The following is a 14,284-nucleotide window of genomic DNA, read 5'->3' as shown; positions in this document are numbered from 1 at the left end:
GAGCAGACGGTATGAGCACTACAGCGCAGATCGGCGTCACGGGCCTCGCGGTCATGGGCAGTAACCTCGCCCGCAACTTCGCCCGCAACGGCTATACGGTCGCGGTGCACAACCGGACGGCGTCCCGTACCCACGCCCTGGTGGAGGAGCACGGGAGCGAGGGCGACTTCATCGCCGCCGAGACCGCCAAGGAGTTCGTCGCCGCGCTGGAGCGCCCCCGGCGCCTCGTCATCATGGTGAAGGCCGGTGACCCGACCGACGCGGTGATCCAGGAGTTCGCCCCGCTGCTCGAACCCGGCGACATGATCATCGACGGTGGCAACGCGCACTTCGCCGACACCCGGCGCCGCGAGCGCGAGCTGCGCGAGCAGGGGATCCACTTCGTCGGCACCGGCATCTCCGGCGGCGAGGAGGGCGCGCTCAACGGGCCCAGCATCATGCCGGGCGGTTCGAAGGAGTCGTACGACTCTCTCGGCCCGATGCTGGAGAAGATCTCCGCGAAGGCGAAGGACGGCGCGCCCTGTGTGACGCACGTCGGCGCGGACGGTGCCGGGCACTTCGTGAAGATGGTGCACAACGGCATCGAGTACGCCGACATGCAGCTGATCGGCGAGGCGTACCAGCTGCTGCGCGATGTCGCCGGCTACTCGCCCGCGCAGATCGCGGAGATCTTCCGGACCTGGAACACCGGCCGGCTCGACTCCTATCTCATCGAGATCACCGCCGAGGTGCTGTCGCACGTGGACGAGGCCACCGGCAAGCCCTTCGTGGACGTGGTCGTGGACCAGGCCGAGCAGAAGGGCACCGGTCGCTGGACCGTGCAGATCGCCCTCGACCTGGGCGTTCCGGTCTCGGGTATCGCCGAGGCCGTCTTCGCCCGCTCACTGTCCGGGCACGCGGCGCTCCGGGACGCCTCGCGCGGCCTCGCCGGGCCCTCGGCCACGCCGCTGAGCGAGGCCGAGGCGGGCGCGTTCGCCGACCGGGTCGAGCAGGCGCTGTACGCCTCCAAGATCGTGTCGTACACGCAGGGATTCCACGAGATCGCGGCCGCGCGGGACGAGTACGACTGGGACATCGACCTGGGTGCCGTCTCCGCGATCTGGCGCGGCGGCTGCATCATCCGGGCCGCGTTCCTGGACCGGATCCGCGCCGCGTACGACGCCCGCGCCGATCTGCCGAGCCTGCTGTCCGACGAGACGTTCGCCCAGGAGATCGCCGACGCGCAGGACGACTGGCGTGAGGTGATCGTCGCGGCGACGCGCCAGGGGGTGCCCACGCCGGGCTTCTCGGCGGCGCTCGCGTACTACGACGCGCTGCGTGCCGAGCGGTTGCCCGCGGCGCTCACGCAGGGGCAGCGGGACTTCTTCGGGGCGCACACGTATCGGAGGGTGGACCGGGACGGGTCGTTCCACACGTTGTGGGGCGGGGACCGGTCGGAGATCGGCGCCTAGTGGGGCGCTCGGTTCGGTTGTAGGGCAAGTGCGGGGGCGTGGGGACTGGTCGCGCAGTTCCCCACGCCCCCTGGAAGCATCTCGGCCCAGCCCCTGCCGTCAAGTGAGCGGAGGCCCGGGTTCCGGGTTCGGGACCGGCTCCGGCCCCGGGGGGACCGGGGTCGGGCCCGGGGGCTGCGGGGCCGGTGGCTGCGGAGGCGTCGGCGCCGGCGGCTGTGGGGGTTCCGGCATCGGGCCCGGGGTCGGGTCAGGGTGGACCGGGTCCGGGTGGACCGGATCCGGGTAGGGGGTCGGGGGGTTGGTCATCGTGTCCTCCAGCCTGTGGTGAACGTCGGCTCTGGACTTCTCCCCCGCCTACCCGGTGCGCGTCGGGCCAGTCACCCGTTCGGCCGGGTCAGAACCGGCCGGGGTGCGCCACCAGCCACTCCTTCGCCGCACGCAGCAGCTCGGGGTCGGCGGCCGGGGCCTCGTCGGGGTGGCGTTCGGCCCACTTGACGACGTAGGGGCAGAGCGGGGCGACGACAATGCCCTCGCGGGCGGCGATGCCGTACAGCTCGCGGGCCAGGGAGCCCGCGATGCCCTTTCCCTCGTGGGCCGGTTCCACGATCGTGTGGACGGGGACCAGGGCGCGCCGGGGCGATTCGAGGACGAAGTACTCGATGTGGCCGACGACTTCGCCGGCGCCGACGGCCTCCAGGCGGCCGGCCGCCCGGTCGTCGCGGATCTCGATGTCGCTCACGGGCACACTCCTGGTCTCGACCGTCTCTGAACTCAGGCCGGTACGGCCTGCGGGCTGCGCTCCTGGTCCGAGCCCGGCACCGGCTCCGACGGGTCCGCGCCCAGGGCCACGACCCGGTTGTCGCGGTCCACGTGCACGACCCGCGGTACGAGTGCCCGCGCCTCGGCGTCGGTCACCTGAGCGTAGCTGATGATGATCACCAGATCATCGGGGTGGACGAGATGGGCGGCGGCCCCGTTGATCCCGATCACACCGGAGCCCCGCTCGCCCTCGATGACGTACGTCTCCAGGCGGGCGCCATTGGTGATGTCCACGATGTGGACCAGCTCACCGGGCAGCAGGTCGGCGGCGTCGAGCAGGTCCGCGTCGATGGTCACCGATCCCACGTAGTGCAGGTCGGCCTGGGTGACGGTGGCGCGGTGGATCTTGGATTTGAACATGGTGCGCAGCATCAAGCGACTCCCGAGTCGTGGCTCCCTGCCTGCTCCGCAGGTCAAGGGCCTGTTACGACGGACGATGCCCTCAGGATACGCAGCGGCCCCGGGCGTGGAAATGAAACGCGGATCACTCCGCGGCCGGGTTGCGTCGTGCTCGGGGGAGGCGTCATGGCTCCGCGTCCGCTGCCTGGACGGTCCTGGTGGAGGTGGCGGCGAAGGGCGGCACGGCCCGATGCGGCGGCTGCCGGCTTCGACGCCTTCATCTCGTACAACCACAAGGCCGACCGCGCCCGCACCGCGGCCCTGCGCGACGGGCTGCACCACTTCGCCCGGCCCTGGTACCGGCTGCGGGCGGTGCGGGTGTTCCAGGACGAGTCCAGCATGTCGGCCAATCCGGGGCTGTGGCCGACGATCCAGGACGCGCTGTCGCGCTCCCGGCACTTCGTTCTCCTGGCCTCGCCGGAGGAAGTTGGCGGAGCGGGAGCTCACGCGTGCGGGATGGCAGCGCTTCGACGTGCTCGGCGGCTGTCGGACCCAGTGCACGGCCCGGTGACGCCGCCCGCGCGGTGTCACCGGGCCGCGGCCGGTCAGTCCGTCGCCGTGGGCCGTCGCGAGACCGCGGTCGCCCGTGCCACGTCCGTGATCGGGCGCAGCCGGTAGGTGTAGGCGTAGTCGCGGTCGGCGAAGAGTTTGTACTCGTCGTGCGTGTGGGCGCCCCAGCTGTTGTCGCCGCCGACGCCCATCTGCCGGTGGTTCACCCGCAGGACGACCTCCTTGCGCGGGGTGAGCTGGTAGTCGTGGCGGGCACCGACGGACAGGTCCTCGGGGGTGAGGTGCGAGGCGTTGATCTCCAGGAGGGGTTCACCGCTCACCAGCAGGCCTCTGCCGTGCCGGTCGGTGAGGGCGGCCCAGCGGACGTCGGTCTTGTTGCCGTTCTCCTGCGGGCGGATGTAGGAGGTCCACTGGTCGGCGACCGCGCCGGAGTACAGGCCGACGTCGGTGCCGTTGTTGCGGTCCCAGTGGTTCTCCTCGGGGCCCCGGCCGTAGTAGTGGATGCGGTCCAGGCTGCCGGGGAGGAGGAGCAGGGTGCCGACCTCCGGGAGGTACGGCAGTGAACTCGCCCCCGGGTGAAGGGTGCTGTCGACCTTGATCTCACCGTTGCCGAAGACGGTGTAGGTGGTGGTGTACGTCGATTCCGTGGTCGTCGGGAGCGTGCCGGCGACCTTGATCTCGACGGCCCTGTCGCGGACCGCGCTCACCGTGACGTCGGTGACCTTGCGGCGGGCGCCCGCGTCGCGCCATGTCTGGTTGCGGGTGTGCTGGCCGTTGCCGTGGTCGTTGTCGGTCGGCGCCCGCCAGAAATTGGGGGCGGGACCGGAGCTGATCAGCTGGACGCCGGCCGCCTCGTAGGAGCTGATGACGCCGCTGCTCTTGTCGACGGTGACGGTGAACTTCCCGCCGGTGACGGTGACGCTCGTCGCGCTGTCGTCGTACGTCAGCGTCGGCACGTCGTCGAGCGGCACCGGGGTGACGGCGGGGCTCCCCGCGTCGAGCGGGAGTTGGGCCTTGGCCACCTCGAAGCCGGGCTCGGCCCATCGCGTGCGTTCCTTGGTGGTGAAGGACAGTTCCAGGAAGTACTCCGTGCCGGGCGGCGGGTCGGACGGCAGCCGTACGGGGACGGTGATCTTCTTGCTGGACAGGGGGGCCACGTCCAGCTGGTCGCGCGTCAGCCTGCCGCGCCGGACCGGTACACCGTCGGCCACCAGCGTCCAACTGCCCGCGAATTCGCGAAGGTTGGTGAAGAGGAATTCGTTGGTCAGGGTCACCGACTGCGCGTCGCCGGTGGCGTTGATCGCCTGGTAGATCCGCTTGATCTCCGCCGCCTTGCCGGTGTGGCCGCGGTCGGCGGTGACGATGCCGTCGGCGACGAAGTTGCCGTCGTTGGGGTTGTCGCCCCAGTCACCGCCGTAGGCGAGGAAGGTCTTCTCCCGGGGGCGGAGTTCGTCGAGGCCGACGCTCGCCGCGTCGAACCAGAACCGCACGCCCTCGCCGCCGGGGCCCCGGCTGTCGGAGGCCAGCTCGGTCGCGCTCAGGGCACGGTCGTACACCCGCGCCCTGCGGATGGTGCCGCTGAACTCGCGGGTGATGTTGTCGACGTCGGTGGCGAGGGCGAGGGGCGCGGTGTTGCTGCCGGGCCGCCGGGTGGTGGTGCGGGTGGCCCGGAGCGTGCCGTCGACATGGAGGGCGAGGGTGCCCGCCGCCGCGTCGAAGACTCCGGCGATGTGGTGTTCGCCGCCGGTCCAGTCGCTCGGCAGGGCCCAACTGGCGGAGACCCACTGCCCGCCGCCGTGGATGAAGAACTCCAGGTTGTTGTCGCTCTGCTTGAGGGCGTACTGGGTGTCGCCCTTGGCGATGATCGGCTGGTGGTACCCGAGGACGTGCGGGGTGATCCAGGCTTCCAGGGTGAGGGAGCCGGTGAGGTCGAGGCGGTCGTCGCGTGCGAAGACCGTGCCGCCGGCGACACCCTTCTCGCGGTCGAACGAGCCGCCGGGGGCGATGAGTTCGCCGCGCAGGGCGCCGGGGCCCTCCTCCGTGAACCGGCGGCGCGGCGGCGTCGGCCAGTTCAGGGACTGGTCCACGAAGTCCCAGATCCAGCCGCCCTGGAGGACGTCGTGACTGCGGACCAGGTCCCAGTACTTCTTGAAGTTGCCGTTGGAGTTCCCCATCGCGTGGCAGTACTCGATCATGACGTACGGCCGGGTGTCCGCCGTGTCCTTGGCGCGTGCCTCGACGCGGGCGGGGCTCTCGTACATCTCGGAGCGGATGTCGCTGACGCCCGGACTGTCGTCGCCCTCGTACTGCACGACGCGGGTCGTGTCGTAGGACTTGATCCAGTCGTGCATGGCGACGAACGTGCTGCCCGCGCCCGCCTCGTTGCCGAGGGACCAGATGACGACCGAGGCGTGGTTCTTGTCGCGGTGGACCATGTTCTGGGCGCGGGCGACGCAGGCGGCGGCCCAGTCGGTGTGGTTGCCGGGGTACTCGCCGCGGATGCCATGGGTCTCGAGGTTGGTCTCGTCGACGAGGTAGAGGCCGTACTCGTCGGCGAGTTCGAGCCACTGCGGGTTGTTGGGGTAGTGCGAGGTGCGGACCGAGTTCATGTTCATCCGCTTGATGATCCTGATGTCCTGGACCATGTCGGCGCGGGTGAGGGCGGTGCCGCGGTCGGGGTGCATCTCGTGGCGGTTGGTGCCGCGGAAGGACACCGGCCGGCCGTTGATACGCATCAGGCCGTCCTTGAGCGCGAACTCGCGCAGGCCGACCCGGTGGGACAGCGTCTCGATCACCTTGCCGGCCGGGTCGCGCAGCCGCAGCACGGCCGTGTAGAGGTACGGGTGCTCGGCCGACCAGAGGCGCGGCTCGGGCACGGCTCTCGCACTCCGTACGGTCGTGTCCTCGCCGGTCGCCGTCACGTCGGCGGTCTGCTGGAGCGGGCGGGCCCAGACGGGGTGGCCGTCGGCGTCGTACAGCTGGGTCTCGACGGTGTAGGAGCCTGCATGGCCCGCCGCGTAGGCGCGGACGCTCGCGGTCACCGCCAGCTCGGCGGACGCGTAGTCGTCGGAGAGCGGGGTGTCGAGTTTGAAGTCGCGCAGGTGGACGGGCGGCGTGGAGTAGAGGTGGACCGAGCGGAAGATGCCGCTCAGCCGGATCATGTCCTGGTCCTCCAGCCAGTCGCCGTCGGAGTAGCGGTAGACCTCGACGGCGATCTGGTTGGTGCCCGGCTTCAGGTGGTCGGTGATGTCGTACTCGGCGGGGGCGAAGGAGTCCTCGTGGTAGCCGACGAGCGTGCCGTTGATCCACACGTAGTGGGCCGACTTCACGCCCTCGAAGTGCAGGAAGGTGCGTCGCCCGGACCAGGCGCGGGGGACGGTGAAGGTCCTTCGGTACTGGCCGACGGGGTTGTAGCGGGTCGGCGCGGCGGGCGGCTGCGGCTCCTCGCCCAGTCCGTTGGGGCCCCAGTAGGGGTAGGTGATGTTGACGTAGATCGGGCGGTCGTAGCCGTGTTTCTGCCACACGGACGGGACCGGGATGGTGTCCCAGTCGCTGTCGTCGACGTCCGTTCCGTAGAAGTCGGGGTCGCGGTCGGCCGGGCGGTCCGCGTGGGCGAACCTCCAGCTGCCGTCCAGGCTGAGCCGGTACGGCGAGTCGGTGCGGTCGGCCGTGAGTGCCTGGCGGAGGTTGGCGTACGGCATCAGGGTGCTGTGGGGCGGCTCGGTGCCGAGCCGGAAGACGTCGATGCGGCCGTTCCACTCGGGGGACTCGGCGGCGGCGCGGGCCTCGCCGGCGGCCCATCCGGGGAGGGCGAGGGCGCCGACGAGGGCGGCCCCGCCCTCCAGGAGTCGGCGGCGGCTGACGGGCGCCCATGCGGGGTGGGCGGGGGACTCCGAAGTGTGCGACATGACCGTTGCCTTCCTCGGTACGGCCGTGTGACCGTGCGGCTTTGAGGGAGCGTCAGATCTTGTTCGGTGATGTTGGGAAACCGAACGCACACTAAGTTCTGCGTCAGATGGTGGCAATGATGTTGTCGAGCTTTGTGTCCTTCTGATCGATGACCTGGCCGACCTTGGCCGAATCCCGCTCCTCGAACTGGGTCCGGTGCAGTTCGGCGTAGCGCCCGCCGGCCGCCAGCAGCTCGTCGTGCGTGCCGCGTTCGACGATCTGTCCGGCCTCGACGACCAGGATCTGGTCGGCCGCGCGGATCGTGGAGAGCCGGTGGGCGATGACGATCGCGGTCCTGCCCTCCAGCGCCTCCGTCAGCGCCTCCTGGACCGCCGCCTCCGAGGTGTTGTCGAGGTGGGCGGTGGCCTCGTCGAGGATGACGACACGCTGGCGGGCCAGCAACAGCCGGGCGATGGTCATCCGTTGGCGTTCGCCGCCGGAGAGACGGTAGCCGCGCTCGCCGACCACGGTGTCCAGGCCGTCGGGCAGGGACCGTACGAGAGCATCGAGGCGGGAGCGGTGCAGGGCGTCCCACAGGTCTTCCTCGGTCGCCGTGGGGCGGGCCAGCAGCAGGTTGGCGCGGACGGTGTCGTGGAAGAGGTGGCCGTCCTGGGTGACCATGCCGATCGTCTCCCGCAGGGAGCGGGCGGTGAGGTCGCGCAGGTCCGCGTCCCCGACGCGCACGGCGCCCTCGTCGACGTCGTACAGCCGCGGCAGCAGCTGCGCGATGGTCGACTTGCCGGCGCCGGAGGAGCCGACGAGGGCGACGGTCTGACCGGGTTCGGCGCGGAAGGAGATGCCCTTGAGGACCTCCTCGCCGCCCCGGGTGTCGAGGGACGCGACCTCCTCCAGGGAGGCCAGGGAGACCTTGTCGGCGGACGGGTAGCCGAAGCGGACGTCGTCGAACTCGACCGCGACCGGGCCGTCCCCGATCTCGCGGGCGTCCTGCTTGTCCTCGATGAGGGGCTTCAGGTCCAGCACCTCGAAGACCCGCTCGAAGCTCACCAGGGCGCTCATCACCTCGACGCGGGCCCCGGCGAGGGCGGTGAGCGGGGCGTAGAGCCGGGTCAGGAGCAGGGCGAGGGAGACGACGGCGCCCGGTTCCAGGGTGCCGCGCAGGGCGAACCAGCCACCGAGGCCGTAGACGAGGGCGAGGGCCAGGGCGGAGACCAGGGTCAGGGCGGTGATGAAGACGGACTGCGCGGTGGCCGTGCGGACGCCGATGTCGGCCACCCGCCTCGCGCGGGCCGCGAACTCCTCGGACTCCTGCTCCGGGCGGCCGAACAGCTTGATCAGGGTGGCGCCGGGCGCGGAGAAGCGCTCGGTCATCCGGGTGCCCATCGCCGCGTTCAGGGCCGCCGCCTCCCGCTGCATCCGGGCCATCCGGCTGCCCATGCGGCGGGCCGGGATCACGAAGACCGGGAGCAGGACGAGCGCGAGCAGGGTGATCTGCCAGGACAGGGTGAGCATGACGGCGAGCGTCAGCAGCAGGGTGACGAAGTTGCTGACCACGCCGGAGAGGGTGTTGCTGAACGCCCGCTGCGCCCCGATGACGTCGTTGTTGAGTCGGGAGACCAGCGCCCCCGTACGTGTCCGTGTGAAGAACGCGACCGGCATGCGCTGCACATGATCGAACACAGCCGTCCGCAGATCGAGGATGAGTCCCTCCCCGAGCGTGGCCGAGAGCCGTCGTCCGAGGATGCCCAGCGCCGCTTCGGCGACCGCGATCAGCGCGATGAGCAGGGCCAGCCGTACCACCGTGCCCTCGTCGTCGCCCGTCACGATCGCGTCCACCACATGCCCGGCGAGCACCGGGGTGGCGACGGCGAGCAGTGCGGTGGCCACCCCGAGCACCACGAACTGGGCGATGCGGGTGCGGTGCGGGCGGGCGAAGGCGCCGATGCGGCGCAGCGTGGCGCGGGCGAAGGGGCGGGTCTCCGTCTGCGCGTTCATCACGCTGTGCAGTTGTGTCCAGGCTGTGGTTTCCATGCTCATGGGAGCGAACGTAGGACCTCAAGCGTTGTTGAGGTCAACGTTCCCGAAAGAATCACGCACCGTACGTCCCCCTCGCCTGCCTCGTCCCGCTCCCTTTCCCCCTCCCCTTCCCGCTCCCCTTCCTGCTCCCCGAAGGATCCGATGACCGTACGCCATGCCCCGTCCGCCCCTCCGCAACCCGCAGTTGGCGCGCTGGGAAAAGCCTCTTTGGACGTGAGCCCCCGCCGTCTGTCCGTCCCCCTCCCCGGCCGCCGGATCCGCCAGATCCTGTGTCTGCTGCCGCTGCTGCTCGTCTCCGTGGTCGCCCTGCAACACCGCTCGGTGCTCGCCGAGGGCTTCGGTCAGCTGGAGTCCGCCGAGTGGCCGTGGCTGCTGGTCGCGGTCTGCGCCACCTGTCTGACCTGGGTCGCCGCGGCCTGTACCCGACAGGGCGCGGTGGTGGAGCGGCTGCCGAAGCGGCGGCTGCTGGCCACGCAGTTCGCGGCCGGTGCCGCGAACCATCTGCTGCCGACGGGTCTCGGCGCGAGCGCGGTCAATCTGCGGTTCATGGCGGTGTGCGGGGTTCCGCTGGCCCGCTCCTCGGCCGCCCTCGCGCTGTATCTGCTGGCGGAGTCGGTGGGCAGGCTGGGCCTGCTGGCGGTCCTGCTCCTCGCGTTCCCCGACGCGCTGAGCCTCGGTTCGCTCCTTCCCGAGGAGGCGGTGGGCGCGCTGCTGCCGGCGCTGGGGGCGGTGCTGCTCGTGGCGGTCGGCGTGCTCGTCCTCGTACGACGGGTGCGTACGGCCGTGTCGGCGTTCCTGCGGACCGCGCTCGGCGAGCTGCGCGAGGTGCACACCCGGCCGTCCCGGGCGCTGGCGCTGTGGGGCGGGTCCCTGGCCTTTCCCGCACTCCAGGCGGCCGGGTTGGCCGCGGTGGGGCAGGCGCTGGGGCTGCCGGTGCCGCCGCTGCACATGGCGGTGGCGTATCTGGCCGCGACGGTCGCCGTCGCCCTCGTACCCACGCCGGGCGGGCTCGGCTCGGTGGAGGCGGCGCTCGTCATGGCGCTGGTGGCGGCGGGCGGCCCGGCGGCGGCGGCGACGGCCGTGGTGCTGGCCTACCGGATCATCACCGTGTGGCTGCCGCTGCTGCCCGGGGCGCTGACACTGGGGGCCCTGGTGCGGCTGAAGGTCATCTGACGGCCCCTGAAGATCGTCTGCGGTGGAACGGCCGCATGGACATCACCGCTCTCGCCGAGGCCCTCGACCGGATCGAGGATCGCGCTGTCGTGCACCACGGCTGCACCGACTGCATGCGGGACTACGAGGTCGTCGTCCACATGACGGCCGATCCGCGCACCGGCGTCCCTCCGGCCCATCTGCGCCATCTGTGCACGGGTCGTTCAAGGGCGCATGACGGCGGCGGCGACCTGCGCACCCGCACGTGCGGCCTCGGCCGCGCTCTGCCCGGGGTGAGCCAGGCCTCCGACGGCGAACACGCCGGGCCGTGAGGTTCCTGGCGTCCCGGTGCCGAGCGTCAGCCCGCCCCGCCGCACCAGCTCCTGTTCGGCAACGAAGTCGCCGGTGAACACGACCGTGTCACAGGCGAGTTCGGCCGTACGACCGTCCTGGCGCCGGACGCGCACGCCCGACAGGCGTCCGTGGCCGAGGAGTTCGGCGACGGTGGTACCGGTGAGCAGCGGGACACGGCGACGCAGCCGGGCGTCCTGGGCGCGAACGGGGTGCGCCTGCGCGCGTTCCCTCTCCGTGACCATGGCGACGACCTCCGCTCCCGCCGCCCGTACGGTGTCGGCGGCCCGGTACGACACGGGCTCCGCGCCCACGATCACCGCACGGGTGCCGATGCGCTGCCCGAACAGGTGCACCGCCTGCTGGAGTTCACCGGTGGTGTACACGCCGGCCGGGCGGGTGCCCGGCACCAGGCGTGCGGCGCGGGGGCGTTCGCGGGCGCCGGTGGCCAGGACGATCGCGTGGGCCTCGATCGTCTCCGGCCCGCCCGGGCTCACGGTGTTCAGCGCCAGGGGGCCCGCCCAGTCGAGGGCGGTCACGCCGGTCCGGACGACCGCCCCGGCGTTCCGTGCCGCATCGAGGAGCCGGCGGGCGTACGCCGGGCCGGTCAGGGGGTGCCGCCAGGTGCCGAAGCCGCCGTGGGCGCAGTGCCGCGGCACTCCCCCGGCCCGCTGTTCACGGTCAAGGACCTCGACCCGTCCGGCGCCGGCGGCGGCGAGACGGGCGGCGGCGGTGAGCCCGGCGGGGCCCGCGCCGATGACGAGCACGTCGACCTGTCGCGTCACCCGCGGGCCTCCTCGAACAGCTGTCGCACCGCCGCCCCGCAGGAGAACCCCTGGCAACGCCCCGCGCGTGCCCTGGTCCGGCGGCGCAGTCCATCCAGGCTGCCCGGCGGCACCGTACTGGCGAGGGCGTCCCGGATCTCCCCGCGGGACACGCGTTCGCAGTGGCAGACGAGGGTGCCGTACTCCGGGTCGGCGGTGATGAGGTCGGGGCGTTGGTACGGGCGCGGGAACGCCTCGCCCAGGTTGGGCATGCGCACCGGCTCCAGCTCGCGCGGCGGGCCCAGCTCCAGCCCGTTCACGGCAAGTTGGCCCACCACGTACTCGGCGATGGCGAGTGACGCCGTCAGCCCCGTCGAGCGGATGCCGCCCACCGTGAGGTACGCCTGCTCGGGGTGGGCCGTGATGCGGTAGTCGTCGTACTCGGTGGCGGCGCGCAGGCCCGCGTAGACGGCGGTGACCTCCTCGTCGAGGAGCTCGGGCAGGATGCGGCGGCCCTTCTCCCGCAGGCTCGCCAGACCGTCGGCGGTCGACTGGGTGGCCCGTTTGTCGTCGAGGTCCTCGGCGGTGGGGCCGAGCAGGACGTTGCCGTACACGGTGGGCGCGACCAGGACTCCCTTGCCGAGTGCGGTCGGGACAGGCAGCAGGATGTGCCGGACGAGGGGGCGGGCGAACTTGTCGAAGACGATGAGCTGGCCGCGGCGCGGGGTGACGGTGAAGTCGTGGTGGCCGAGGTCGCGGTCGAGGGTGTCGGCGTGGAGACCGGCCGCGTTGATCACCCAACGGGTGCGGAGCTCGCCCCGGTCGGTCGCCAGCAGTCCCTGACCGACCTGTTCCACCCGGCAGTTGAGGTGCAGGTCCACGCCGTTCCGGACGGCCTGGGTGGCGTAGGCCAGGGTCGTCGTCCAGGAGCAGATGATGCTCTCGCCGGGGACGTGGAGGGCGCCCAGCGCTCCGGGGCCGAGGTGGGGCTCACGCTCGTACAGTTCGGCCCGATCGATCAGTCGGGTCTCCTTGTGGCCGTTGCGCTCGGCCTTCTCCGCGAGGCGGGGCAGTGCGGCGTGTTGCTCCTCGTCCCAGGCGACGAGGAGGGCGCCGACCAGCTCGACGGGGATCCCCGACTCGGCGGCGTACGCGGCGAGTTGACGGGAGCCCTCGCGGACGAGCCGGGCCTCCAGGGAGCCGGGGGCGGCGTCGAAGCCGGTGTGGAGGATGGCGGTGTTGGCCTTGGAGCTGCCCTGGCCGACGTCGTCCTGTGCCTCGACGACCGCTGTGCGCAGAGAGGGATAGCCGGCCAGTGCGCGGGCGATGGCGCTGCCGACGACTCCCGCGCCGATGACGATCACGTCGTACGGCGTGGTGGGCAGTGGTCCGTGGGTGGTGACCGTCATGCGGGGGTCCGGGCGAGAAGGGCGGTGACTTCGCCGCGGAAGCGGGCGCGGCGGTCCGCGGCCTCGTCGGCGGAGATCAGCGGCTCGTAGAGGGCGGCCGGCTTCCCGTCCGGGAGCACCGTGTCCACGGTCTGTCCGGGAGCCGCGCCGAGGCGGGCCAGGGCGGCGACGCCGAGGGCGGTCGCGTCGGGCAGGGCAGACACTTCGACGGGGCGTTGCAGCAGGTCGGCCTGGGTCTGCATGAGGAGGGCGGAGCGGGTCAGGCCGCCGTCGACGCGCAGCGTGGTGAGCGGCGCCTTCAGGTCGGTCTCGGCCGCGTCGGCGAGTTCGGCGACCTGGGCGGCGATGCCCTCGCACAGGGCGCGGACCAGGTGTCCGGCGGTGGTGTCGAGGCCGAGTCCGGTGAGCGAGCCGCGCAGGTCGCCGCGCCACCAGGGGGCGGCGAGTCCGGCGAGGGCCGGTACGAAGGTGACGCCGCCGCTGTCGGCGACCGTGCCACCCACGCTGTCGAGGTCGGCGGCGCCGCCGATGACGCCGAGGTCGGTGAGCCAGCGCACGGCGGAGGCGGCGGTGTAGACCTGGCCGTCGAGGCAGTAGCTGGTGCGTCCGGCGAGCCGCCAGGCGACGCAGCCGACCAGGCCGGTGCTGCCTCGCCTCGGGGTGTCGCCGGTGTGGGCGAGGAGGAACGCGCCGGTTCCGTAGGTGCACTTGGCGCCGCCGGGCTCGGTGACGCGCTGGGCGAGCAGGGCCGCCTGCTGGTCGACGGCGAGGCCGGTGAGCGGTATCTCCGGGCCGAACTCCCGTGTGGTGCCGATGGGCTGGGCGTTGTCGACGACCTCGGGGAGGCGTTCGTCCGTCAGGCCGTAGAGATCGAGGGCGCGGGGTGACCAGGTGGCGTGGTCGAGGTCGAGGAGCTGGGTGCGGCCGGCGGTCGCCGCGTCGGTGACGTAGGCGCCGGTGAGGCGGTGGACGAGCCAGGCGTCGGTGGTGGTGACGACGCCCTCACGGGTGAGGTGGCAGCGTATCCAGGCCATCTTGGGGGCGGCGAAGTACGGGTCGAGCGGCAGGCCGGTCAGGTCGCGCAACTCGTCGGCGTGCGGGGCGAGTTCCTCGCAGACGCTCTCGGCGCGGCGGTCCTGCCAGACGAGGGCGTCGGTGAGCGGGCGGCCGGTGGCGCGGTCCCAGGCGAGCACGGTCTCGCCCTGGTTGGCCAGGCCCAGGGCCACCACCGGTTCGCGCGCCTCGGCGAGGGCGCGGCGGCCGGCCTCGACGACGGACGCGTACAGCTCCTCGGGGTCGACCTCGACCAGCCCCCCGGGCAGGTGCCGCGGACGCACCTCGGCGAAGCCCGCGCCGATGACACCGCGTTCGGGGCAGACGACGAGCGCCTTGGTGCCGGACGTGCCCTGGTCCACGGCCAGCACCGGACCGGTCATCGAGCCCTCCTCGGCGATCAACAGGCCGCCAGCCTGCCGCCGCCCGCCGC

At 72.1% G+C, this 14,284-nt stretch carries 10 protein-coding genes and 1 pseudogene; 4 read left to right on the top strand and 7 right to left on the bottom strand.

The window, feature by feature from the left end:
* Positions 1–11 precede the first annotated feature (11 nt).
* On the top strand, positions 12–1,451 hold the full coding sequence (gene gndA / locus OG866_RS39035; protein WP_329342156.1) for an NADP-dependent phosphogluconate dehydrogenase: 1,440 nt from the start codon (positions 12–14) through the stop codon (positions 1,449–1,451).
* A 394-nt stretch (positions 1,452–1,845) separates the two neighbouring features.
* Here the strand turns inward: gndA and OG866_RS39030 are convergent, their stop codons facing one another.
* A complete protein-coding gene (locus OG866_RS39030) occupies positions 1,846–2,190 on the bottom strand; it encodes a GNAT family N-acetyltransferase (RefSeq protein ID WP_329342154.1) in 345 nt (114 codons plus the stop codon).
* A 32-nt stretch (positions 2,191–2,222) separates the two neighbouring features.
* On the bottom strand, positions 2,223–2,642 hold the full coding sequence (gene panD, locus OG866_RS39025) for an aspartate 1-decarboxylase (RefSeq protein ID WP_329342152.1): 420 nt from the start codon (positions 2,640–2,642) through the stop codon (positions 2,223–2,225).
* A 153-nt stretch (positions 2,643–2,795) separates the two neighbouring features.
* On the opposite strand from panD, the gene OG866_RS39020 reads away from it, so the two are divergent.
* Positions 2,796–3,287: a hypothetical protein gene (locus OG866_RS39020; protein ID WP_329342150.1), complete on the top strand. Its 492-nt coding sequence runs from the start codon at positions 2,796–2,798 to the stop codon at positions 3,285–3,287.
* On the opposite strand, the gene OG866_RS39015 is transcribed toward OG866_RS39020, so the two are convergent.
* Together OG866_RS39015 and OG866_RS39010 are read right to left on the bottom strand one after the other, a co-directional pair.
* Complete coding sequence (locus OG866_RS39015) at positions 3,215–7,087, bottom strand: glycoside hydrolase family 2 TIM barrel-domain containing protein (protein WP_329342148.1); 3,873 nt, start codon at positions 7,085–7,087, stop codon at positions 3,215–3,217. The genes OG866_RS39020 and OG866_RS39015 overlap by 73 nt on opposite strands.
* Before the next feature lie 103 nt (positions 7,088–7,190).
* Positions 7,191–9,116, bottom strand: coding sequence for an ABC transporter ATP-binding protein (locus OG866_RS39010; protein WP_329344511.1), 1,926 nt, complete (start codon positions 9,114–9,116; stop codon positions 7,191–7,193).
* Positions 9,117–9,335: 219 nt separating this feature from the next.
* Between OG866_RS39010 and OG866_RS39005 the strand changes: the two genes are divergently transcribed.
* Positions 9,336–10,295 (top strand): lysylphosphatidylglycerol synthase transmembrane domain-containing protein, encoded by a 960-nt coding sequence (locus OG866_RS39005; RefSeq protein WP_443063610.1) that lies wholly within the window; start codon positions 9,336–9,338, stop codon positions 10,293–10,295.
* Positions 10,296–10,330: 35 nt separating this feature from the next.
* Positions 10,331–10,606 carry a YxiG-like protein gene (locus tag OG866_RS45310; RefSeq protein WP_443063609.1) on the top strand — a complete coding sequence of 92 codons (276 nt, stop codon included), beginning with the start codon at positions 10,331–10,333 and terminating at the stop codon, positions 10,604–10,606.
* On the opposite strand, the pseudogene OG866_RS39000 reads toward OG866_RS45310, so the two are convergent.
* The 3 genes and pseudogenes from OG866_RS39000 to OG866_RS38990 all read right to left on the bottom strand — a co-directional run.
* Positions 10,508–11,410 (bottom strand): annotated as a pseudogene (locus tag OG866_RS39000) (NAD(P)/FAD-dependent oxidoreductase); the annotation flags it as partial. The gene OG866_RS45310 and the pseudogene OG866_RS39000 overlap by 99 nt on opposite strands.
* Positions 11,407–12,798, bottom strand: coding sequence for an FAD-dependent oxidoreductase (locus OG866_RS38995; protein WP_329342145.1), 1,392 nt, complete (start codon positions 12,796–12,798; stop codon positions 11,407–11,409). The pseudogene OG866_RS39000 and the gene OG866_RS38995, both read right to left, overlap by 4 nt.
* Positions 12,795–14,234 (bottom strand): FGGY family carbohydrate kinase, encoded by a 1,440-nt coding sequence (locus OG866_RS38990; protein ID WP_329342144.1) that lies wholly within the window; start codon positions 14,232–14,234, stop codon positions 12,795–12,797. Before OG866_RS38990 ends, OG866_RS38995 begins: the two co-directional genes overlap by 4 nt.
* Between the last annotated feature and the right edge of the window lie 50 nt (positions 14,235–14,284).

It is taken from the genome of Streptomyces sp. NBC_00663, from assembly GCF_036226885.1.
Classification (GTDB): domain Bacteria; phylum Actinomycetota; class Actinomycetes; order Streptomycetales; family Streptomycetaceae; genus Streptomyces.
The sequence above is the reverse complement of the archived record's forward strand: the minus strand, read 5'-3'. Positions and strand labels throughout refer to the sequence as shown.